Source organism: Candidatus Eremiobacterota bacterium, from assembly GCA_031082125.1.
In the GTDB taxonomy this organism is placed as follows: domain Bacteria; phylum Vulcanimicrobiota; class CADAWZ01; order CADAWZ01; family Ess09-12; genus Ess09-12.
The window spans coordinates 1-21,949 of the sequence record JAVHLM010000034.1; the positions used below are offsets into that span (position 1 = coordinate 1).

Genomic DNA, 21,949 nt, shown 5'->3' on the forward strand with positions numbered 1-21,949 from the left:
CCCGTACGGTTCTGTGAGGGGCGCCGGCCGCGAGGCCGGCGCCTACTCGACCACACGAACTTGGGGTCACCCCCTCCCAGGACGGGACCTTCTCCGTCATCTGGCAGGTCACTGCGGGAGGGGAGCACCCTGAACTCCCCGAGATCGCCGCGATCCTTTCCGGGGAGACACACAAAGACGGAACCTTCGGGTTGAACCTCAATGACAAGGGCACCCTTATCCGCTTCTTTTTGAAACGGGACCTCGTCCCCCTCTGGAACCACGCCGTGAGGCTCTGGCAGGCAGCACGGGGCACCCGGCTCCCCGAGGGAACTCCAGGCCCTGTGGGATCGGATTCATCGCTCCTTGCCCTTTTCATGGAAGCCCTCCTTGACGCCTTCCTCACCACCTGGGACTACCCCGAAAAAAGGGACATCCACCACCGCACCCTGGCCCGTGATAATTACCAGTGCCAGGCCCCCGGCTGCCGGTGCCGCCGCAACCTCCACTCCCATCATATCATCTTCCGCTCACACGGGGGAAGTGACAAACTTCACAACAGAATCACCCTCTGTATGGCCCACCACCTGAGGTGCGTCCATGAGGGGTACCTCGTCATCAGGGGCAGGGCACCCCACAATCTCACCTTTGTCTTTCCCCACGGCAGGAAAAGTTTTCAGCAGGGTATCATATGAGGAGAATGAAGGAGTAATGTTCCGGGGACCGAAGCGAGAAAAGAAAAGGAGATTTTCCATGAAAAAGCACATTTTTTTTCGGTTCCTTTTCATTCTGATCTTATTTATGGTTGCAAAGGCCGGCTATTCTCAAAACCGGAAGTTCACAGAGCTCAACAGGGACTGGATACAGTTTTCCTATCCTTCGGAATGCAGAGTGGAAGAGCAGCGCATTCCCGGTGACTATGACAGGGTCATAGTCACCTCGCCCGAGGGTTACTACTGGATGCTCACTGCCTTCAGAAAAAAGGCAGAGGCGAAATCACATGTGAAATCATTGAAAGATGAGTTCAGACGCACCTATGAGAAAATGGGCGCAAAGGACATAGTGATAAAGGATGCTGCCGGGATTAAACCACCTGAGATGCAATTCTCCATCACCTACACTCTCAAGGGGGTTAAATACAAGAATGATTCAAATTATTATGTGATGGATTCGGTGAATCAGTGCACCACCCTTTGCTATCCCCTTGGAAAGAGTGAGAGCAGCGCTCTTCACCTGTTGATCGACATCCAGGAGAATGGATCCCTGTTCCTGAAAGGTGATGACATCTTCGCGGCAATACACCTGGGAAACAACAGAACGGCAAAGGAGCTCGCCGATAGAAACCCTTCATTGCTCCATGCCAGAAAAGATATCGGCAGGTGTTCCGGAGTCACTCCCCTTCATCTTGCCGTAAGCTATGAAAATCTCGATCTGGTGAACTATTTCCTGAGCCAGGGGGTAGAGGCCGACATAAAAGACAATGATGACTTTACTCCTCTTCATAATGCGGCAATACACGCACTGAGCGACGCGAATAAAAAAATCATAGAGGTTCTCCTTGCTCATGATGCTCACCTCAATGCGAAAAACAAATATGGCCAGACCCCTCTTGATGTGGCCGAAAAGCACAATCCGAACAACAAAATGGCGGAGTATCTGAAAAAAATTGGCGCCAAACCCGGAAAGAGCCTGTAGCGGCGAAAGAATCACTGCTTCAGCCCCAGGATGCGATTAGCCCCCATAGAGGCTGTTTTTAAGGACATTGCAGTGCGCTTTCCTCCAATAGAGGGGGCTTCATTGTTTCATGCCTGAGTGCCAAGAAATCCTATAAAAAAATGGTGCCTTCCTCTTTACTTTTTCTCCCTGTTCAGTGATATAGTATTGTGATATGTGTGAATTGTGACAATGAGAACGCTGAAGATACCATTTTCTGCCATCATTGTCTCTCCCTTTTAAAGGAAAACCTTCCTCTGGACTACAGGGAAAGGAATTTTGACAGGCTCAGGCTGGCGTGTTTTTACCTGTTTAATGATGAGATTTCAAAGGACGATTTTATTGAGCTTCTTGATGCCATAAAGGCACAGGTGGAGATAAATCTCGCAGAGATGCAGGGAATGGAGATCGCACCTTTGGAGATCGAGAAGGAGATAGGGCCTCAAAGGGAGCTGACAGTAAATGGAATGGTGCTTTTCCTTGAAGGGGTGAATCTGCTCTACACCTATCCTGAGCGCGGTGATTTCGAGATTCTTGAGCAGGCATTAAATCTGGCAGAGACGGGAAATTCAATGCTCAATGAAGCAATAAGGATAATCAGAGAACAGGAAGGCATCCAGGGTGAGGGAGTGCTTAACCTGGAGCTTTAGCCTTCACTTTATCGAGAGAAGTATTCCCGGCAGTGATGAGGGATAATGCCTGATAATCAAAAAGAATGGAGAGTGATAAAATGGGTATTCCAGAAGTAGGAGGTCCTCCTCAAAATCCTCCCCCTGTCGCTCCACCTGCTGCTCCTCCCCGGAAAAAAGCTCCGCCTGAAGCTCACAAAGCTGATGCGGCTCCTCCGGAAGCAACGTCAGAGAGAGCGATGCACAATCAGAAGATAGCCACCGGCGCAATGAATGTGACCGGTGAGCCTGTCGAAGCGCAAGAGCATCACGATCCCGTGAAGACTGTCGGGCATGGGGTGCATAAGGCAAAGTATGGGGCAGTGGCAGTGGAGGGCGCTGCCGAAGGCCTCGAGCATGGTGCGGAAAAGCTCAGCCACCTGAGGAGCGAGACGATGAGAGCCACCAGCAAAGGACAGAAGTGGACTCCAGAGATGAAGAAGCTTGACAAATTTTCACGGGCTCACAAGTTTTACCAGCCCGAGATGAACAAAGTGGCCTCGACAACAGGCAAGGTGGCGAAGGTAGCCGGTAAAGCCGCAGTGGCGCTTAAAGTGGTGGATGCGGGATTCCAGGTATATGAGCGCAAAAACGATGACGGCAAGTTCACGGGGAAAGATGCGGCGGCCGTGAGCGGCAGCCTCGCAGGAGGCATTGCAGGAGGCATTGCAGGAGCAAAGGGAGGCGCTGTGGTCGGCGCCGCCATCGGCTCCATATTCCCCGGCGCAGGGACCCTGATCGGCGGCGCCGTAGGCGGTGTCATCGGGGGGATCGGCGGGGCCATCGTGGGAAGCTTTTTCGGCGAAAAAGGGGGCGAATATGTAGGAGATAAAACGGGGCTCGATAAGAAGACCGTTTTCTAGCCAGAAAAGCATGCTCCCCGGGATCAGGCATAAGATTAAGGAAGCGCGGGCATGAGAGGGGCTTCACTTTCTCCTGGCCTTATATCCCTCGAAAGAAGCCTTCCCGAAAGAGTCTTTTGATCTGTGCACAGGGACCGCCTTCCTCCCTTTTTCCACGAACTGCAGCAGGGAAGGGTCTGCCTGCGCGCTCACCATGGGGGCGATTTTCCTTGCAAAGCTGAAGAGGTTCAGCTCGGCGGAAAATCCCGCCTCTTCGCCCAGAAACCCTTTCAGGCTTGTGCCCACAGGATCGATGCGGTACGGCGGGATCTGCCCCGAAGCATAGATATCCAGAAGGTAAAAGGCAGAGTGCGCCGATTCTGCCTGAAACCTTTCTCCCCTGCCTGCAAGCTTCGGCGCCCCGCTGCCCAGGCCGAGAGAGCCCACCTTCCCCTTGACCTCCTCTGACGCGCCGGGCTCTACTCTTCCCATGTAAACGTAGAGGATGTCGGACCAGGAGATCTCCCTCTGCTGCTCAGCGGTCACGACAAGCAGCCCCGTGTCCCTGAAGGCGCCCCGTGTCACTTTCCTGGGAAGAGGAACGGCAAGAAGGGTATCGCGGTCATCATCAAATATTTCAACTTCCTCTTCACCATTTTCAGCCGATCTCAGGGCTGATTCCCCCTCGCCTGCCCCATCGGGAAGCGGTGCTCCCTGCGCTTTTTTTCGCGCCAGGGCAATCTCTTCCGCAATCGGCGGGGGTGGGCTGTGCTTTGAGAACTCCATCCCGAAGGCATCAACAGCCCGCTGGAAAAGCTCGCGGGCCCTCTCCTGACGGCCCAGGCGCTCCTCCAGGATCCCCTCGTAAAGCCATAGTCTTCCCGAATAGGGATTGAGCCTTCCCGCCTTTTCAAAGCAGAATTCTGCCTCTTCAAAGCTGCCGTCGCCCGTGAGCTCCTTTCCCCTGTCCACCAGGGCATCATAGCTCTCGGAGATTGCCGCTGCTCCCAGTTGATAGATCCTTTTCTGCGCATGCTGCAGAAGCCGATCATTGCCGGGCGGAACCGCTGCCATGAATCTCCCATAGGAGCGCTTCGCGTCGTCCATGCGCCCCAGCTTTAACTGCTGCTCGGCCTTATTGAACCAGGCCACATGAAGTCTGTTGTCTATTTCCAGCGCCTTATCAAAGCAGGCGAGGGCTTCTTCCGTCCTGTCCATGCGGTTCAGGCAATGGCCTTTATCGCACCAGGCATTGGCGAAGCAGGGATCCACCTCGAGCGCCCTGTCATAGCAGGCCAGCGCCTCCTGCAGGAGGCTCATCGATTCGAGGCAGTCAGCTTTCATATGCCAGGCGCCTGCCCAGCCTGGTTTGAGCGCAATCACCATGTCATAGCAGGGAAGCGCTTCCTCTCCCCGTCCAAGAGCCTGCAGGACCTGCGCTTTGCCTGCCCACCCTCCTCCGTCAGAGGGCGCCAGAACGGTAACCTGGTGAAAGCATTCGAGTGCCCGTTCCATATCGCTGTCAAGAGCCAGTTTGCCCTCTTCTATGAGCCTGTCAGCCCTGGCCCGGGTGAGCGCATCAGGTCCCTGCAGAAAGGCTATTCTCTTTTTAGCATGCTCAGCACGCTCTGCGTCTTCCATGTTCATGGAATTCGCGAGAGAAAGGAACTTTTCATAGGCGGTGCACGACTCTTCTGCGCGGTTGAGCGCATCGAGCGCCAATGCCTTGATATGCCATGAAGTGCCGCTTTCGCGGTTGAGGCTGAGGGCTCTCTCCGCGGCAGCCAGGGCTTCCTCGTAGCGCTTGAGATAGATGAGGCAGGTCCCTTTGTTCCCCCACAGCATGGCATCCCCGGACCTGACGGCAATCGCGCGGTCGTAATACCTGAGCGCCTCTTCATGGTTCCCGGATTCTGAGAAATACTCGGCGCTGTTGTTGAGGGCGGCGGTATTCCGGGGGTCAAGCTCCAGCGCCTTCCTGTAGCTCTCCACAGCCTTTTCCTTTTTGCCAAGCGAAGCAAAACAGAGACCGCAGTTCGTCATGGCATTGGAATTCCCGGGATTGAGCGCCAGCGCTTTCTCGAAGGCGGAGAGGGCCGCCTCAATGCTGTTCTGCCGGAAAAGCGCAAGCCCCTCTCTGAGGGCCTCATCAGAGGCTTCTGCATCGGCCGCTTTCCCGGCCGATGCCTCCTCTGCAGGCGCTCCGCACCATTTGCAACGCGCCGCGCCGCTGTCAATATTCTTTCCGCAGCTCCTGCAGCTCATGCTCATACAGAGAGTATTGGCTGAATTTCGCGGTTATCCTTTTATTGGACAGAGCACAGGCATACAAGGCCTTGATGCAGAATACTGATCTGAAAATACCATGGAGCGAAACAGAGTGATGAATAACACAGCCTGCCCCCGGGCCAGAAGAGATGACATTGTCGATGAGTATCACGGAACCAGAGTCCGCGATCCCTTTCGGTGGCTTGAAAACGCTGATTCAGACGAGACAAGGAAATGGGTGGAGCGGCAGAACAGCCTGACCGACTCTTTTATCAACCGAGACTCCGACAAAGAGAAGATCAAAGCGCATCTCACCAGGCTCTGGGACTATCCCAAGTATTCAGTGACAAGAAAAGAGGGAGACCGCTATTTCTTTTCGAAAAACGACGGCCTTCAGAATCAGCCTGTCCTTTACATGCAGCACGATCTTGAAAGCACCCCCGTCAAAGTCCTTGATCCCAATGAGCTCAGTGACGAGGGAACCGTATCGGTGAACAGCGAGCACTACAGCAGCGACGGCCGCCTGATAGCGTACAAGATCTCCACGTCCGGAAGCGACTGGCACGAAATAAGGATCCGGGACATAGACTCACAGAAAGAGTGTGACGAAACCCTCAGATGGTGCAAATTCGGCGATATTGCATGGAAGCACGACAACTCAGGCTTTTACTACAGCCGCTACCCGGAAGCCGGCACGGTTCCGGAAGAAGACGCCAGCAAATACTGCAGAGTTTACTGGCATTCCCTGAACACTCCCCAGGCACAGGACCGCCTCGTACTGGAAAGACCGGACATCAAAGAGCTCACCTTTTCCCCCTTCACCACCGAAGACGGGCGCTATCTCGTGCTGAATGCCTTCTCGATGGCAGGCCCCAGAAACAGGGTATACTACAGAAGAATGGACAGCGACGGCGATTTCACGAGACTGATCGATGATGAGAGCAACAGCTTCCGCTTCATAGACAACACAGGCTCCCTCTTCTACTTCGTCACGGACCTCGATGCCCCGAAGGGGCGCATAATCGCCATCGACACTGATAATCCCGCAAGAGAAAACTGGAAAGAGATTGTGCCGGAGTGCGACAATCCGCTCTCCATGGCAATCTCCGTCAATAACTCCTTTGTATGCGTCTTCATGCACCATGCTCATCACATCGCAAAGATCTACGGTCACGACGGAGCGTTGATAAAAGATCTCACGCTGGCAGGAATAGGCTCCATATCGTTCCTTTCCGCGCAGAGCAGAGGAACCGAGCTCTTCTTCCTTTTCACTTCCTTCCTCTATCCCTCAAGTACTTTCCGCTATGACTTCGTGACGGATACCCTGACACTCTTCAGGAAAAGCGCTCTTGATTTTGATCCTTCCGGTTTTGAGACCAGGCAGGTCTTCTATCACTCAAAGGACGGCACCAGGGTGCCGATGTTTCTCACTCACAGGAAGGGGATGGAGCGTGAGGGGAATAACCCCGTGCTTCTCTATGGATACGGAGGCTTTTCCATCGATTTGACACCCTTTTTCTCGGTGGCAAACCTGCTGTGGATCATGCAGGGAGGCATCTATGCCGTGGCAAACATCCGGGGAGGCTCGGAATACGGGGAGGAGTGGCACGAGGCAGGCATGCGGGACAAGAAACAGAATGTCTTCGATGACTTCATCGCCGCAGCGGAATGGCTGATCGAGCACAGGTATACCAGCCCGCGCCGGCTGGCCATTTCTGGAGGCAGCAACGGGGGCCTTCTTGTGGCGGCGTGCATGTGCCAGAGGCCGGATCTCTATGGCGCCGTGGTGTGTGAAGTACCGGTCACCGACATGCTGAGATATCACAGATTCACCGTCGGGTACAAATGGATCGGGGAATATGGCGATCCAGACAGGAGCGCCGATGAGTTTGCCGCGCTCATCGCCTATTCGCCGCTTCACAATGTCAGGAGCGGCACTGTATATCCGCCGCTTCTCGTCACCACCGCCGACCACGATGATCGGGTCGTGTCCGCCCATGCGAAGAAGTTCGTGGCAGCCATCCAGTGCAATGATGGCACCCGCAATCCCGTGCTGCTGAGGATTCAGACAAAGGCGGGCCATGGCATGGGCAAGCCCACATTGAAGGTGATACATGAAAGAAGCGATGTGCTGGCCTTTCTCTTCAAGACACTCGGCATCAAAGCGGATCATTGAAACCTGTCACTGCAGGCCGGAAGGGCCATTCCAGAGATACTGATTTTCTGTTTTCCGGGGTGTGCCGGGCAGGAAAAGAGGGAATGAAATGCCGAAAATTCACCATCCTGTAAGATAAGAGAAAGGAACCGGGCAATGGAAACCTGGAAGAAGGGGGACCGGATAAGAGGGAGATACGAAGTCCTGAAGGTGCTGGCCGGAGGAATGGGTAACGTCTATCTCTCCTATGACCATGAGCACAGGGAAGCAGTGGCTATAAAGACTTTTCATGACAAGTATGTGGCAGATAATAGAGCGGTGGCGAGGTTTATCCGGGAAGCTGAAATCTGGGTGAAGCTGGAAAAGCACAGGAACATTGTCAGAGCAAAGTATGCAACGGAAATCCAGGGGAAGCCCCATATTGTCCTGGAGTATATTGCCGGGGGTGACCTGAGGGATTACATGAAAGCCCGCCGACTCTCAATTCCCACTATACTCGAGCTGGCAATGGACTTCTGCAGAGGGATGCACTTTGCCCATTCGAATCTAGGGATCGTGCACCGCGACATCAAGCCGGAAAACTGCATGCTCACTTCCGACAGGGTGCTGAAAATCACCGATTTTGGCATTGCAGCTATCCAGGGAGAGGTGATCCGCCAGGGGGAAGGCATCCAGAACATCAAAACAGAGAACCTGACCAGCACCGATTCATTTATGGGAACTATTCCCTACGCGTCACCAGAGCAGTTCATGGATTTGAAGCTCATGGATACCAGGTCGGATATATACTCCTTCGGCAGCATGATCTACGAGATGCTCACCGGCAAAACACCCTTTGGGAGCGATGACATAAATGCATGCATATCGGGCCATCTCTTCCATGAGCCACCAGACCCGCGCGCGCAGTGGGATGAAACTCCGGAGGAGCTCTCTGCTGTGGTGCTGAGATGCCTGGCGAAAACCAAGGAGGAGCGCTTCAGCAGCTTCGGCGAGCTTGGAGAGGCCCTGCAGAAGATCTACCGCTCCGTGACAGGATTTCTCTACCCTGAGCCTGAAGAGGACCGTGCACTCACCGCATGGGAGCTCCTGAACAAGGGCGCCTCCCTTTCTTCGCTGGGGATGGATACCGAAGCCATCGCGTACTTTGACCAGGCACTCAAGCGAAATCCCCGTTACGATCGAGCCTGGTTCAACAAGGGAGCCTCTCTTTTTGCACTGGGAAGAACAGAGGAGGCCGTGCGGTGCAACGAGCAGGCCCTCAAGCTGAATCCGCGATTGGCAGAGGCCTGGTCAAACAAGGGTGTATCTCTCTCAGCCCTGGGAAAAAAGAACGAAGCACTCAAGTGCTTTGACCGGGCGCTCACACTCAATCACCTGCATGATGATGCGTTGATTAACAAGGGACTGGCGCTCCAGGCCCTCGGGAAGCACGAGGAGGCGCTGCAAAGCTTTGACCGGGCGCTTGTGACAAGCCCCTGCTATGCAAAGGCATGGTCATACAAAGGTATTTCAACGGCTGCAATCAGAACGGAGGGGGAGGCGCTTCACTGCTGCGATAAAGCGCTCGAGATGAATCCCCATGATGGAGAGCTCTGGTATAACCGGGGACTGGTGCTTTCGTTGCTCGGCAGGAATGAAAAGGCGCTTGAAGACTTTGACAGGGCTATCGAGCTCAATCCGGCGTCTGCGGAGGCCTGGCATCACAAGGGTCGGTCACTCTCCATTCTCAGCCTGGATAACGATGCCCTTCCCTGCTATGCCAGAGCGCTTGAGCTGGCTCCCCGCCATGCTGAAGCATGGGCAGATAAAGGACTCTCATACGCCGTCCTCGGCAACTACGAGCAGGCCATCTACTGTTATGACAGGGCGCTGGAGATAGAGCCGCGGGGAGCAGGAGCCCTGGCCAATAAGGTTTTCCCGCTGGTGGCGCTCGGCAGGGAAAAAGAAGCCTCAAAATGTCTCCGTGAGCTGAGAAAACTGAATGCGCATCTGGCAGATCAGGTGAAAGCTCAGACAGGAATCAATCAGTAAAATTCTCTTCCCCTTTCGATCACGTACCTGCCGCGCGAGCTCTGCCGCGATATGATGCTCGAAGGGTGTCAGGTGTGAAACTCCTTCATCTTCCCGTCTGCCAGAAACTGGGAGACCATCACTGCGGCGAACATGATGGCGCATCCCGCCATTCCCCGGGGTGAAAGGGTCTCTCCCAGCACGAGCCAGCCGCCCAGGGCAGCCCACGCCGCCTCAAGGCTGAAGATGACGGCCGCATGCGCCGGGTGGGCTTTCTGCTGAGCAATCACCTGGAGCGTGTACCCGATTCCCACGGATATGAAGCCACAATAAAAGAGCGGCAGCCAGGCGGAACAGACGGCCTGAAGGGTCGTCCTTTCATATATGCACGCGGCGGCAAGGCTGCAGACAGAACAGGTAATGAACTGAGTGAAGGCCAGGAGCGCCGGGGACCTCCCGGGCGAGAGCCACCCCACGATCATCACATGCGCTGCCCACAGGAAGGCGCCGGCCAGCTCAAGCGCATCGCCTGTCGAGATGGTGAAAGATTCAGTGACACAGAGCAGGTAGAGCCCCACCGCGGCAAGAATCGCCCCTGCCCATGAGCCGGAAGTGGCTTTCCGTCTTCCACACAGGCCATAGAGGGGAACGATCACCACATAGAGACCAGTGATGAAGCCCGCCTTGCCGGCCGTCGTATACTGCAGGCCTGCCTGCTGCAGCCAGGCGGCGATGAAAAGGATCAATCCCGCAATGACTCCCCCCCAGGGCGCGGGCTGCTTCTGCGGAGGGGGGGCGGCATCCCCGCGTGAATCCTGCCTGAAACCATGCAGGAAGGGAATCAGGACCAGCGCTCCAAGGGCAAACCTGATGCCATTGAAAGCAAAGGGCCCCATGGAGTGCATCGCGGCCCGCTGGCCCACAAAGGCAAAACCCCATATAAGTGCGGTGAGGAGAAGGAGGCCGTCATACTTGAGGATCTCGTCTTTTTGCATCGTCATACTCAGACCTGATGTTCATCCAAGTATAGCACACATTGATGATTTAATCCAAATCAGCCGCACATGCCCCCCTGTCATCCCTGCCTCGAGGGGCACGGGGCGCCCGTTCTTTCCGCGGCATGGCACCCGTGACTCTCGGAACTGAGCGGTTAAGCCTTTCTAGAGCTGAATACGTGATTTCCAGGAAGGCAGAGCTCAGAGCCTGAAGGCCTGCGCCCGGCAGCGGTCCTGCAAAGCAACCGCTTCAACCGGAGCCGTATCAATACCGCGGTAGTCGCTGCCATTACCTCCAATCTTCGATATGCAGACCTTCCCGGGAATGTGCGGCTCCTCAAGGGAGAGGCAGGCATGCCAAAGCCTTCCGTCATCAATATGACTCAGATCGCAGCAATTGATATCTCCTGCATCGAAGAAAAGGTCGGGCGCCTTTCGCCGCGAAGGATGGAAGAAATCTGGAACGGGGTCTGTCTGGTCATAGGTCCCGACTGACAGGACTCGAACCGGTGAAGCTGTTTCCATGATCTTTGCGGGGACTGGGAGACCTGCAATCACCTCGGGAGCTTCAGGGCAGGAGGAGGCGCACCATGAACGAGTGGACAAGGCAGGAGCTGGAAGAGCAGGTCATAGGGAAGATGAAGGGCCTCACGATATCTCTATCAGCAGCATAAGGGACTTTAGAACACCTCTCCCCTGTAAAGCCTCGCAAGAAACTCTTCATACGGATGAACATCAAGGCCGTCAAAATGATATGACCTTTCCCCCCTGTATATACCTATCATGCGGTCAACAGCCACCCTGCCCGTCGATGCAAGAGAACGCATCGGCCTCTCCCACTTCCTCTCCCATCTTTTTGAGAGCTTGACTTCAATGCATACAACCCGCGGAAGGCTGCCGGGCTGTCTTTTTCTGGTCTCGATCACAAAATCAATCTCGCTCTCCTGGCCGCTCCGGTAAAAAAAGATATCCCTGTTCTTCTGCTGCGTATGGTTGTAAACCCTCAGCTCGTGATAGAGGAGCGTTTCCAGGGCACACCCTTTCCACAGCCTGTCAGCAGGCTCAGAGAGAAGACCTGCCGCGCCGCGGGCTATACCTGGATCGCACCAGTAGAACTTCTGATGAGCCTGTTCGCGCACTTTCGCACCCGGACGGTAAGGAGGAAGAAAATAACCGAGCAGGGTGTCGCTGAGAATTGAAAAATAGACATCCACAGTGCTGCGGGGCACCGCGGCTTCCCTTGCTATGTTGAGAGAGTTCAGCGTCTGGCCATTGAGCTGCCCCGCAATTCCCAGGAAGCGTATGAAAGGAGAGAGATTTCTCACTATCCCCTCTTCCCTTATCTCCTCCTTGAGATAAGTGGCCACGTAGGAGCCAAGAATATCAGCGGCATTCTCCTTATCTGCATGGATGAGGGGAAGGCTTCCCCACTGCAGAGAAAACTCCGTGTCATAAGAATTTCCCAGCTCCTTCCATGTAAAAGGAGCAAGCTCGCGGGTGAGAGCCCGCCCGCCCAGGAGGTTGACTCCTCCGCGCCTGAGCCTGCGGGCCGATGAGCCTGACAATGCAAACCTCAGCCCTTTTTCTTCAATCAGACGATGGACCTCATCAAGCAGTGAGGGATTTTTCTGTATCTCATCGATTACCACCCAGGAGCCCCTGGCACCACTGCCGGCCAGCGCTCCCAACCGGCCCGGCTCGCGGGAGAGCTCGAGTGAAAGGGAGGTATCAAGCAGATCGATATAATGAGCTCCATGCAGAGCTTCCTTCAGCCAGGTGCTCTTGCCCGTTCCCCTGGGGCCGAAGAGGAAGAACGAGCGCTCCGGAACTTTCAGCAGCCGTTTTATCATTCTCTGCTTCATGCATTTTTCCATGATCTTTGTAATTTTACAGCCTTATTTTACAATATATCTGTAAAATTGTAAATGCTTTCCCTTCTCATATTATTTTGGAGCTTTTGCATGATATTTCCCTCTGACGTCGAATAACTAAGATATCCATGAAAATTGAGGGGGCGGGGCATTGCTGAAAACGGAACATTTAAGGCCATCTGGCAGGAAACTGGCTCTTCTTGCCGCGGGTGTCCTGCTCATGATTCTTGCCGCAACAGTCTGGGCGGGACTCAGGGCCAAGGCCGCCCTGGAGAGATATACTGACCCTGTTTTCATCTCCTCCTTTCTCTCGGATACTCTGAAATGCCCCACCTCGGTGAAAAAAGTCTCCTGGAAGCTTCCCGGGACCCTTGTGCTCGAGGAGTGCGTGGTCAGCACCCCGGAAGCCTTGAAAAAACAGGGGAAGGTCATGGCGGTGCCGAGGGTCATTATCCTCATTGATATCTGGAAAGCCGCCGGGAATGACAAAGACTCGGCCGTCAGGCTCATAGAGCTTGAAAAGCCCGATATGCTCATCACGGGGGAATTTATCGATTTCATCAAGGATCGGGAGAAGAAGGAAAAACCGTGGAAAAACCTGCCTTCACTGCGCGTGGAGTCGGGATCTCTCACATGGCTTCCCGGCGGCGGCGCCTCCCCCTGGAGCTTTAAAAACATCAAGGGAAACCTGGAAAAGAAGGGGGAGCCGCGGGAGGTGAGAATTTCCTGCACCTCGGAAGATACCTCGGAAAAATGGTCGATAAGGGGAGCCTATCCCGTGGAAAAGGGGAAGGGACTCACCCTGCAGGGGAAAAATGTGCCTCTCTTAAAGCTTGCGGCCCTGTTCCCCACCAGGGAAAAGATCACCTACGGGGGAAAAACGGACCTGGAGGCCCATTCAGAGAGCCTCGAAGAATGGGATGGCGTCCTGGAGAGCGCCCTGCTCTCGGCAAACGACCTCTCTCTTGAAAAATTCCATCTTAAATTTGGAAAGAAAGCATCCTCCATAGAGATTCCTGAAATCAGGTTCGTGATCTGGAAGGGAGCTTTTTCCGGCAGGGGGCATATTGACACTGAAAAGACAGGACCGGTGACTTCCGTGGAAGGCGCCTGCTCCGGAATCGACCTTGTGCATCTGGAAAAGTACATGAAAGCTTCTCCGCTCAAGGGAGCCCTCTCGCTCTCCCTTTCCCTCCGGGGCACCAAAGGCCGCCTCGTGTCGCGCGGCGCCTTTGAAATCGGCAAGGGCACGATCTCTTTCATGCCCTTTGAGGGAATCAAGGGAAATTACGTTCTTGAAAACAGGAAAGTCAGCTTCAGAGATACCATGGTAAAAACCTCGCAGGGCGATTTATCGCTGAACGGAGCGGCAGACGGCGGAACCCTGGACGCGGTGGCAGCTTCTTCAGCCTTCAAGCCGGAGCTCAAGGAAGACTTCCTGCTCCCCCTCTCTTTTCCCAGGCCCGGAGCATTCCATTTTCACGTCCTGGGAAAGCCCGGTGAATACCGCGGCGAGGGGAAAATCAGTTTCCCCTCGCTCCTCATGGGAAAGAAGACTGTAAATAACCCTGCAGTGTCGGGAAAAATCCGCCAGAAGGGAAATGAATACCTCTTTGACCGCCTGGATATCTCCCTGGGGGGGAAAAGCTTTGGCCTTTCAGGGAAAATTAAGAAAGACAAAGACCTCGTCCTTGACCTGGAAAATATCAGGCCGGAGCTGATCTTCGCACTGATGAGCATGAAAACCGGCCCGTCCTTCTTCTCTGCAGAAGAGGGGGCGGCATGCCATCTCGAGGCATCAGAAAAAGCAACCAGGGGAAGAATAACGTTAGGAAAGGGCGCTCTTGTCACCTATCCTTTCTCTTCCATGACTCTCGACTTCAATGCGCCAGCCAGGGAGACAAGCACCATTTCAGGATCAATCAAGGGAAAAGAAGAAATTACCCTGGAAGGGACCATCAGGAAAAAGGTTCTTTCGCTGAAGGCCGCGGCAAAATCACTCACCGCCGGAGACTGGTCCGTCATCAAACCCCAGTTGACTCTCACCGCCAGGGACGGGGCCGCTCTCGGCGAAATCTCCGCCTTTTCGATGACTTTCGCCAAGGAAACGATGAAAGCGCCGCTCCTGAAATTTACCGAAAGCAGGCCCTCGGAATTCGTCATTTCGGGCAGCGCCCGGTGGAACGGCAACCCGATTGATATCAGGGGGAGCATCAAGAATGAGGCCGCTCATATTGCCGCGAGCTCAAAGAATATTGCGCTTGAGTCACTGAGGTTGAATGCTTACAGGATCCCTGCCCTGAAAGGCTCCGCCGAAATGAAGATAACGGCAGACTTCAAAGGGAAAACGAAAGAATGGAGCATGCAGGTTTTTTCCCGCGAGGTCTCCCTCGGGGGCAGAAAATATAAGCCCCTTCTCGCGTCAATCTCTGCCGGGAATGATGAGGTTGAAATTGAGCAGATCAGAATCGGGGATAAGGTCCCCCTTATCACGGGGAAAGGCTCTCTTAAGAAGGGGATGCTCTCTCTGAGGGGGCAGGTGAATAATTTCCCCGTGGAAGCGCTGGAAACGCCCGGGGAAAACGCGCAAGGGCCGTCACTCAATGGAATGATGACAGGAGAGGTATCTGTCGAGGGCAGCCTCAAGAGCCCTGAATTCTCCTTCAGCGGGTCCGGCTCCGAGCTCTCCTATGATAAAAAGAGTCTCGGAGGAGGAAAGATAAGCCTCGCAGGCAGGAAGGACACCATGGCGGGAACCTTTGAGCCCGCGCTTCCTGACAGGCTCATCTCTTCCTTCATCAGCTCAAAGGGAGAGCTGTTCTCCATGATCGGGAAAAACTGGGGCGCCATCAAAATATCTTTTCACCGGAAGGGAAAAGAGCCCGCAGAATTTGAGGGAGCCTCGTCTCACAAAGAAATGGGCAGGGTGAGCATACAAGGTGCAGAATCGGGAAAGGGCCTGGAGCTTGCACTGAAAGCCGACGCCTTTCCCTTGAAGACTCTCACGCTTATTGAGCCGGAGCTCCATGTCGTCTCCGCCGATAAAAAAATATCAGGGACCGTGACGGCACCCCGGGCAAAGACGGAAAACGATGAAATCTCTTCATTGAATTTCACTTTTTCTCAGAAGGAAGACGAGTACTTCCCCTTTTCGGGGGAATTCACGATTGCCGAGAGCAAGGCACTGGTGACCGGCCAGAGCAGGGGAGGAGCCTTCGAGGCGGCCATAAGCGTTCCGCGGCTTAATCTCGCTCAATGGGCGCTTTCAAAGCTGCAGGAGCAGAAGCTCAAGGGAACGGCCCGGATTGAGATATCGGTGAATAAAGGGGGAGCGGAAAAAAACCTCTTTTCGCTTTCAAGCAGCGATCTGATCTGGGATCAGAACAAGCTGCCAAAAGTGACCTGCGAGGGAGCAGAGAAAGAAGGCCTTTATCTTATCTCGGCATTGAAGGTCTTTGCCGGCGACAGCCCTATAGTCCTCACGGGGAGCATGGCTCCCAAAAAGAAGACATGCCAGCTCGGCGGGCGCATTGAAGGCGTTCCAATCACCACGCTCGCCGGCATAATGGGAGGAAAACGCTCCGACATGGAGGGAAAGGTCCTTGGAGACCTCAAGGTGAGCGGAGATCCCAAAGACCCCGATTTCAGCTATGAAGGCCGTGTCCTGGGGCTGGCATACAGGGGAAAAAGCATGGGCGACGGGACCCTGAAGCTCAAGGGAAACGGCAAAGCCATCGACGGGCGCCTGGACCTGGACAACGCACCTAAGTACAGGATCGGAGTCCCCTACGTGAGCGCTCTGAGCACCGAGGTCGGCTATTACTTCAAGCTTGAAGGGTCTCCCAGGAACTTTGTCATAAGGCCCCAGCTCTCAACCTCCAGGTTCAACCTGGATCCTTCCCTCATATGGGGCGTCTTCCGGAAGGCTGATTAATCCGGGCACACGCGGTGCCTCATCCCCGCCGGTGGAGCCGCGCATTTTCAGAGGAGAAAAAGGGATTTCCCGTGCATTTATAAAAATTAGTGATTGTTACTTCAGAAAGGCCTTTGCACAATGAGTGATATCACCTTAGAACCAGGCGGACAGGAGCAGCTGAGGGACTGGATCTCGAAGCTCAACGGCTGCTATCTGCTGCTTGGTGTTGACTCCCGTGAAAACATCAGGAAAATCGTGGTGACCGCGGGCGAAATCCTCGGAGGCGCCTGTGTCCTGTATAATCGGCTTGATGAAGGCCTTCTCTGCACATGGGCCATATGGAACGAGCCCGAGAGCTTCAAAGCGGAAGACCGCCCCGAGGGCCATATCTGTTACGATGTCATAAGGAGAGAAGATGAAGGGCCTCTTCTCATTGAAGATCTTGAGGGGACTTCCTATCAAAAAACCGATTCCAATGTCGGCAGGTACGGCCTGAAGAGCTATATGGGCTTCCCCGTAAAGATAAAGGAGAGGACCGTCGGCTCTCTCTGTCTTGTGGACGTGAAGAAACGGGCTTTCACGGCATTGGATCTCCAGATCATGGGCATACTGGCAAAAGCGATCTCCATCGAGGAGGAGCGCCGGGAAGCTGAAGATGAGCTGAAAAAGGCCGTGCAGTTCAACAGGGAGATCATAGAAAATGCCTGCGAAGGTCTGATTGTCTACGACAGGCATCTGAACTACCTGGTCTGGAACCGCTTCATGGAAGAGCTGACTGGCGTGTCATCAAAGGAGGCGCTGAACAGGAATTCCCTTGAGCTCTTCCCCCACCTGAAAGAACAGGGCATTGACAGGCTGCTCGCAAAGGCTCTTGAGGGCCGGACGGTAAAATCACCTGACACCCCATTCTATTCGCCTTCCACAGGGAAGAAAGGATGGGTCAAGGGTATTTACGGCCCTCACCTGAACGGCCAGGGCGACATCACAGGGGTGATCAGCGTGGTAAGGGACATTACCGAGCGCAAGGAGAGCGAGGAAAATTTGAGAAAGTCTCTTAAAGAAAAGGAACTCCTGCTGAAAGAGGTTTATCACAGGGTAAAAAACAACATGCAGATAGTCTCGAGCCTCCTCCGGCTCCAGGCAATGCAGAGCGGAAACAGCGCCCTGAGTGACTGCCTGAGCATAAGCATCGACCGTATCAGGACCATGGCCCTCATCCACGAGAAGCTCTATCAATCAAATGACCTGACGCGGATTGATTTCGGCCAGTACCTCGGGGAGCTCGCCAGCTCCCTCGCCGCCTCATACGGGAGAGACGATATTACCTGCAGCGTGAAGGCAGAGCCTGTTCACCTGGGGATAAACAGTGCAATTCCCTGCGCTCTCATTGTGAACGAGCTTGTCACCAACTCGCTCAAGTATGCTTTCCCCGATGATAGACAAGGGCACATTGATATAGAGCTCAGGGCCCCCGGGGAAAATACTGTGGCAATTACCGTAAGAGACAACGGCATCGGCCTTCCCGCGGGGGTTGACCTGCAGAACCCCTCGACGCTCGGGCTCCAGCTTGTAAGCAGCCTTGCAACGCAGCTCGGCACAGAAGCAGACTTTGTCCTGGAAAAAGGCACCTCCACCACGGTTGAATTCAAGACAATTGACGGGTAAGATCACTGCTGAGGAAGAGGCTCCCCCTGCATTTGATAAATGGAAGCAGATATGGGAGAGTGCGATCAATTGTAATAAAATAACCGGGGAGGGCCGGGTTCTGGACCCTTCCCGCATAAAAATTTAACATTCTGACAGGTGCAGGTAACAATAAATTAACATTTTCCCAATAGACAGAGCATTCCAGAGACGTGATATACCAGTGAGAGATCTGTACGTCGGGGGGGCCAGGTGGATTCAATCTCCGGAATTTCAATTTATGACGACCAGCCTGCCATAGAAGACCGCGAAATCACCGGGACCAGCCTGGAAGGCCGCGGAATTGCGGAAACAGGCGCTCCCCGGTCGGTCTCTGCACCTGTCGAGACGACAGCGGATTCCGTTATCTCCACTGAAGACAGCACCAGTATCTCCGATGAAGCCCAGGAGGAGAGGACCAGGCGGTCAGGGCAGCCCGGTGCGGGGGCGAAAGCGGCAGACCCCGGCACCAATGAAATAAGGCCCGACATGGCAGCCCCGGCGAGCGCCCCCGCGGAAGGCAAGGCCCCCGCTTCAAAAGTGGGCGAAGCGGCGACGGCAGATAAGAAAAAGGAATACTACGAAAAATATGCTGCCGATCTGGGCGGCTCCATAGGTGGTGACGGGAAGCGAAAGCCTCTCAACGATGAGCAGAAGAAGATACTCGCCGAAGGTCTTTCGCGTTATGACAGCAGTGTCCTCGACAAGCTCAAGGAGATGGGCATCAAATTTGATATCTATGATACAAAGAACCCGCCGCCCGGAGGATATCCCAAGGGCTCGATCCTCGATGATTCAGGCACATGGGAAGACAACAAGGCCGGCTATTATGCGAGGGACTCCAAGACCGTGTGCCTCAGGCAGGACAGCTTTGAAGGCGGGATGAAGGAAGACACCCTCAATACGATCAGCCACGAAACGGCCCATGGCGTGGACGACCTCCTCGAGGCTGACCAGCCTTCGGGGGGGTACATGGGCAACGAGATGATGTCCTTCAAGGACGAAACGCTGAAAATGCTTTATGCGGCATATAACCAGAGGTGTGATACCTATGAGAATGATGCCTCGTCCCAGGCAGGCACCGGCCTGGCAGGCATCGGCGGCATCCAGGACGGCAAGGGCGCCGTCAATGAGAGCAAGAATCCCAATTGGAGCAGCTACGCAAGAACAAACGAATCGGAGTATTTCGCCGAGGGCATGATGAAATATACCGCCGGGAAAGACTCCAGGGAAGCCTTCAAGAATGCCGATCCCGACCTCTATGGCTTCGTCGAGAAAAAGATGGACCAGGCCAAGGACCCCATGCCGGAATACAAGGAGCCTCCTCCTCCCCCGCCCCCCACGCCTGAGCAGGCAAAGAAGTTCCGGGAAATGTTCTCCCTTCCCTCTGAGGTCTCCGATGCCCTCATTTCCGGAAACGTGAAGGAAATGAAAGAGATCATGAGCGACTTCCCCGACTACCTGAAGCAGGGCTCCTTCGGAGGCATTCACCCTCTTTATGCGGCGGCCATTGGAGAGAAGCCGAAAGAGATGCTCACCTTCCTCGTGGGACAGGGCCTGGATGTCAATGCGAAATGCATGGGCGACAAGACGGTCCTTGAGCTTGTGAGGGAAGCGGGGCGCAAGGATGTCGAGGAGATCCTGAAGTCCCTGGGCGCAAAGGACAGCAAGGATGCCCAGTCAGGCGCAAAGGACCGGTAGGACTCCCTCCGGTTTTTTCTCCCTGAGTTCCTGAATGCAGATCCCCGTTGACTCTCAGTGAATTTCCCGCCGTTGTCTTTCCTCAGCTCGTAGAGCCTCACCGAGTCTGATTATGTGACCACTATGGTCCAGGGTATCGAGATCCAGGGCGGCCTCATAGAGGAATCAGGTATTTCCCTCTAGAAGCTCTTCCCGAAGCAGAGAAAAAGGAAGTCGTCATTCCACTGAATCTATTCCTCTCCTGCCTTGTGCTCACTGCCATGACTTACGGCATTTTCATATAGAGAGCATAATGTGCGTCAGCAGATCTATGAAAACGGGCCCTGTGGTGCATCGTGAGCCTGGGGCCATTCTCCCGGCCGGCATATTTTCTGGAATTTTCCAGTAATTTTATGAGGAGCGATAAAAATGAACGGTACTGCCCGGAGCTCATAAGGTTCATCTTGGAATTTGAAGTGCAGTGGCTGGATATCCCACAACCTTATCCGAATGTCGTCGAGTTATTTCCCCAGCTGGACGCAGCTACCTCGATAAAATTAATATACACCGAAGCCGGCTTTACTTTTATTTTTTCCTCAAGAACTCTGCATAGTGCCGAGCTTAATTCTTTATTTACCGACGGATTGAGCCCGCCGATACTTTTTACTTCCACAAAAGCCGAGTCGATTATTCTGCCGCCCATGGATATGACGGCATCATCTTCAACAATCGATTGAACATATGTTTCGGGCTTTCCTATAATCTGTGCACATATCTTCGAAAATTCCAGAACAAGCGATGCCTTATCCTGAATTTTTACTGAAGTCTGCAATTTAATCAACGGCATAACACACCTCCTCTTTCAAGCTCATGAATATTGGATTATGTATTTTCCATAAAATCCCTACCTATTCTGTAAAATACTCCTGCCATAGCAACCAAAACAAAAGACGCCGCAATATCCCAGCTGCAGAAGAGGTACCAGAGAAAGCGGTCAGCGGAAAAATTGGCAAGTGTGTCCTGGCGCTCACGCCATGGGAGGGGGATGAGGCGTGACTAGAGGTACCCTTTCAACCTGAGAAATGTCTCCGTCTCTTTTCTAAATCTCAGAAGCAGCTCGCGGGCTTCAAGGGCATTGCTTCTCTCGAATCGCATGGCCACCTGGTAATCCGCGTCCTCGCGGCGCTTCTGCATAAGACTGAAATCCTGCACCATCGATGAAGGGAGCTCTCCCGTCCGCACCAGGTGCATGCTCATGAGGTGCACCATACCGCCATGGGTTTTTGCCTCCATACCAAGGGAGAATAATAATGCCCTCGCAAGATGAAACATTCCATAGTATGCCTTTGAGACCGTGTCAGCCCACAAATCCTGGCTCAGCAGCACCTCTGCAGCCCGAATCGATTCCCCGGCCCTCTCCCATTCAAACTGCACATTCAGCTTTTTATTCTCTTCCGTCACACCGTGATACCGTCTCTTTCCACTTCTTTCGGGAACAGCAGCTCCCTCGACATAATCTCCTCAAAATGAGCTTTTGTCATCACTCTCGGGGATATCTGGAAGGGAAGCTCCTTCTCCAGCAGCAGGTCAGTGGCAACAGCGCATATCTCGCGGCTGTCCGGAAGGCTCATCTCATCCAGGAGCACCAGTATGTCAAGATCAGAATCGGCTCTCGCCTCGCCTCTTGCCCTTGAGCCGAATACTTTCATCAGAAGAATTCTCTTCCCCTTGCGCTCACGTACCCGCCGCGCGAACTCTGCCGCGATATGATGCTCGAAGGGTGTCAGGCGTGAAAGCTCATTCATATCCTCATTATATCCTGAACAAAACAGAATATCAAGAGAAATCTCCGACGATCAGCAAGGCCCGCCGATCCTGCCAGGGATCAAAGGCATGTGCATCGGTGATCGGTCAGGCAAATTTTCTTCTGTTTCATGAGCTTTTTACAAGGTGAAGACATAAAAGATGGCCAATATACTAAGTTGCTTAACACTCCATCTTAAAGGTTCACGATGTGCTCAAAGACTATTACCAGACCAGAAGAAACAGGCGCTATGAATCGCTGGTGCAGTATTCTGAGCTGCTGTGCCATTGCCATACCTTTCTGCTGAAGTTAAAACAAGCACCGATAGAATTAGGGGCACCATGGTTTAAAAAATAATTTCTTCA

15 protein-coding genes and 1 pseudogene are annotated in these 21,949 nt (G+C 54.0%); 10 read left to right on the forward strand and 6 right to left on the reverse strand.

Features of this window, described 5'->3' with window-relative positions; genetic code table 11:
• Nucleotides 1-191 precede the first annotated feature (191 nt).
• From RDV48_26575 to RDV48_26590, 4 genes are all read left to right on the forward strand, one after another.
• Nucleotides 192-674, forward strand: coding sequence for a hypothetical protein (locus tag RDV48_26575; protein MDQ7826397.1), 483 nt, complete (start codon nt 192-194; stop codon nt 672-674).
• A 58-nt stretch (nt 675-732) separates the two neighbouring features.
• On the forward strand, nt 733-1,674 hold the full coding sequence (locus RDV48_26580) for an ankyrin repeat domain-containing protein (protein ID MDQ7826398.1): 942 nt from the start codon (nt 733-735) through the stop codon (nt 1,672-1,674).
• A gap of 197 nt (nt 1,675-1,871) precedes the next feature.
• Nucleotides 1,872-2,342 (forward strand): hypothetical protein, encoded by a 471-nt coding sequence (locus tag RDV48_26585; protein ID MDQ7826399.1) that lies wholly within the window; start codon nt 1,872-1,874, stop codon nt 2,340-2,342.
• Between the two features lie 218 nt (nt 2,343-2,560).
• A complete protein-coding gene (locus RDV48_26590) occupies nt 2,561-3,223 on the forward strand; it encodes a hypothetical protein (protein ID MDQ7826400.1) in 663 nt (220 codons plus the stop codon).
• A gap of 63 nt (nt 3,224-3,286) precedes the next feature.
• Here RDV48_26590 and RDV48_26595 read toward each other — a convergent pair whose 3' ends face one another.
• The gene (locus tag RDV48_26595; protein ID MDQ7826401.1) at nt 3,287-5,473 is read right to left on the reverse strand and encodes a tetratricopeptide repeat protein; all 2,187 of its coding nucleotides are present in this window, start codon (nt 5,471-5,473) and stop codon (nt 3,287-3,289) included.
• Between the two features lie 112 nt (nt 5,474-5,585).
• On the opposite strand from RDV48_26595, the gene RDV48_26600 reads away from it, so the two are divergent.
• Together RDV48_26600 and RDV48_26605 are read left to right on the forward strand one after the other, a co-directional pair.
• Nucleotides 5,586-7,646 carry a prolyl oligopeptidase family serine peptidase gene (locus tag RDV48_26600; GenBank protein MDQ7826402.1) on the forward strand — a complete coding sequence of 687 codons (2,061 nt, stop codon included), beginning with the start codon at nt 5,586-5,588 and terminating at the stop codon, nt 7,644-7,646.
• Between the two features lie 135 nt (nt 7,647-7,781).
• The gene (locus RDV48_26605; GenBank protein MDQ7826403.1) at nt 7,782-9,656 is read left to right on the forward strand and encodes a serine/threonine-protein kinase; all 1,875 of its coding nucleotides are present in this window, start codon (nt 7,782-7,784) and stop codon (nt 9,654-9,656) included.
• 68 nt (nt 9,657-9,724) lie between these two features.
• Here the strand turns inward: RDV48_26605 and RDV48_26610 are convergent, their stop codons facing one another.
• Complete coding sequence (locus tag RDV48_26610) at nt 9,725-10,636, reverse strand: DMT family transporter (protein MDQ7826404.1); 912 nt, start codon at nt 10,634-10,636, stop codon at nt 9,725-9,727.
• Nucleotides 10,637-10,828: 192 nt separating this feature from the next.
• Between RDV48_26610 and RDV48_26615 the strand changes: the two are divergent.
• Nucleotides 10,829-11,125, forward strand: a pseudogene (locus RDV48_26615) (type II toxin-antitoxin system PemK/MazF family toxin).
• A gap of 185 nt (nt 11,126-11,310) precedes the next feature.
• Here the strand turns inward: RDV48_26615 and RDV48_26620 are convergent.
• Nucleotides 11,311-12,492 (reverse strand): DUF4143 domain-containing protein, encoded by a 1,182-nt coding sequence (locus RDV48_26620; GenBank protein MDQ7826405.1) that lies wholly within the window; start codon nt 12,490-12,492, stop codon nt 11,311-11,313.
• 160 nt (nt 12,493-12,652) lie between these two features.
• Here RDV48_26620 and RDV48_26625 point away from each other — a divergent pair, with 160 nt between their 5' ends.
• The 3 genes from RDV48_26625 to RDV48_26635 all read left to right on the forward strand — a co-directional run bounded on the left by RDV48_26625 (nt 12,653) and on the right by RDV48_26635 (nt 19,801).
• Entirely contained in the window at nt 12,653-16,435 is a 3,783-nt protein-coding gene (locus RDV48_26625; protein MDQ7826406.1) for a hypothetical protein, read from the forward strand.
• A 120-nt stretch (nt 16,436-16,555) separates the two neighbouring features.
• Nucleotides 16,556-18,082 (forward strand): histidine kinase dimerization/phosphoacceptor domain -containing protein, encoded by a 1,527-nt coding sequence (locus RDV48_26630; protein ID MDQ7826407.1) that lies wholly within the window; start codon nt 16,556-16,558, stop codon nt 18,080-18,082.
• A gap of 231 nt (nt 18,083-18,313) precedes the next feature.
• A complete protein-coding gene (locus RDV48_26635; protein MDQ7826408.1) occupies nt 18,314-19,801 on the forward strand; it encodes a hypothetical protein in 1,488 nt (495 codons plus the stop codon).
• 481 nt (nt 19,802-20,282) lie between these two features.
• Here RDV48_26635 and RDV48_26640 read toward each other — a convergent pair whose 3' ends face one another.
• The 3 genes from RDV48_26640 to RDV48_26650 all read right to left on the reverse strand — a co-directional run bounded on the left by RDV48_26640 (nt 20,283) and on the right by RDV48_26650 (nt 21,585).
• On the reverse strand, nt 20,283-20,627 hold the full coding sequence (locus RDV48_26640) for a phenylpyruvate tautomerase MIF-related protein (GenBank protein ID MDQ7826409.1): 345 nt from the start codon (nt 20,625-20,627) through the stop codon (nt 20,283-20,285).
• 209 nt (nt 20,628-20,836) lie between these two features.
• On the reverse strand, nt 20,837-21,241 hold the full coding sequence (locus RDV48_26645) for a HEPN domain-containing protein (protein MDQ7826410.1): 405 nt from the start codon (nt 21,239-21,241) through the stop codon (nt 20,837-20,839).
• On the reverse strand, nt 21,238-21,585 hold the full coding sequence (locus RDV48_26650; GenBank protein MDQ7826411.1) for a nucleotidyltransferase domain-containing protein: 348 nt from the start codon (nt 21,583-21,585) through the stop codon (nt 21,238-21,240). Before RDV48_26650 ends, RDV48_26645 begins: the two co-directional genes overlap by 4 nt.
• Nucleotides 21,586-21,949: the final 364 nt, after the last annotated feature.

What these genes read in the sequence shown, in the direction of transcription:
- RDV48_26580 (MDQ7826398.1), top strand. Translation starts at nt 733, where the DNA reads ATGAAAAAGCACATTTTTTTTCGGTTCCTTTTCATTCTGATCTTATTT.
- RDV48_26590 (MDQ7826400.1), top strand. Translation starts at nt 2,561, where the DNA reads ATGCACAATCAGAAGATAGCCACCGGCGCAATGAATGTGACCGGTGAG.
- RDV48_26595 (MDQ7826401.1), bottom strand. Translation starts at nt 5,473, where the DNA reads ATGAGCATGAGCTGCAGGAGCTGCGGAAAGAATATTGACAGCGGCGCG.
- RDV48_26600 (MDQ7826402.1), top strand. Translation starts at nt 5,586, where the DNA reads ATGAATAACACAGCCTGCCCCCGGGCCAGAAGAGATGACATTGTCGAT.
- RDV48_26605 (MDQ7826403.1), top strand. Translation starts at nt 7,782, where the DNA reads ATGGAAACCTGGAAGAAGGGGGACCGGATAAGAGGGAGATACGAAGTC.
- RDV48_26610 (MDQ7826404.1), bottom strand. Translation starts at nt 10,636, where the DNA reads ATGACGATGCAAAAAGACGAGATCCTCAAGTATGACGGCCTCCTTCTC.
- RDV48_26620 (MDQ7826405.1), bottom strand. Translation starts at nt 12,492, where the DNA reads ATGAAGCAGAGAATGATAAAACGGCTGCTGAAAGTTCCGGAGCGCTCG.
- RDV48_26630 (MDQ7826407.1), top strand. Translation starts at nt 16,556, where the DNA reads ATGAGTGATATCACCTTAGAACCAGGCGGACAGGAGCAGCTGAGGGAC.
- RDV48_26640 (MDQ7826409.1), bottom strand. Translation starts at nt 20,627, where the DNA reads ATGCCGTTGATTAAATTGCAGACTTCAGTAAAAATTCAGGATAAGGCA.
- RDV48_26650 (MDQ7826411.1), bottom strand. Translation starts at nt 21,585, where the DNA reads ATGAATGAGCTTTCACGCCTGACACCCTTCGAGCATCATATCGCGGCA.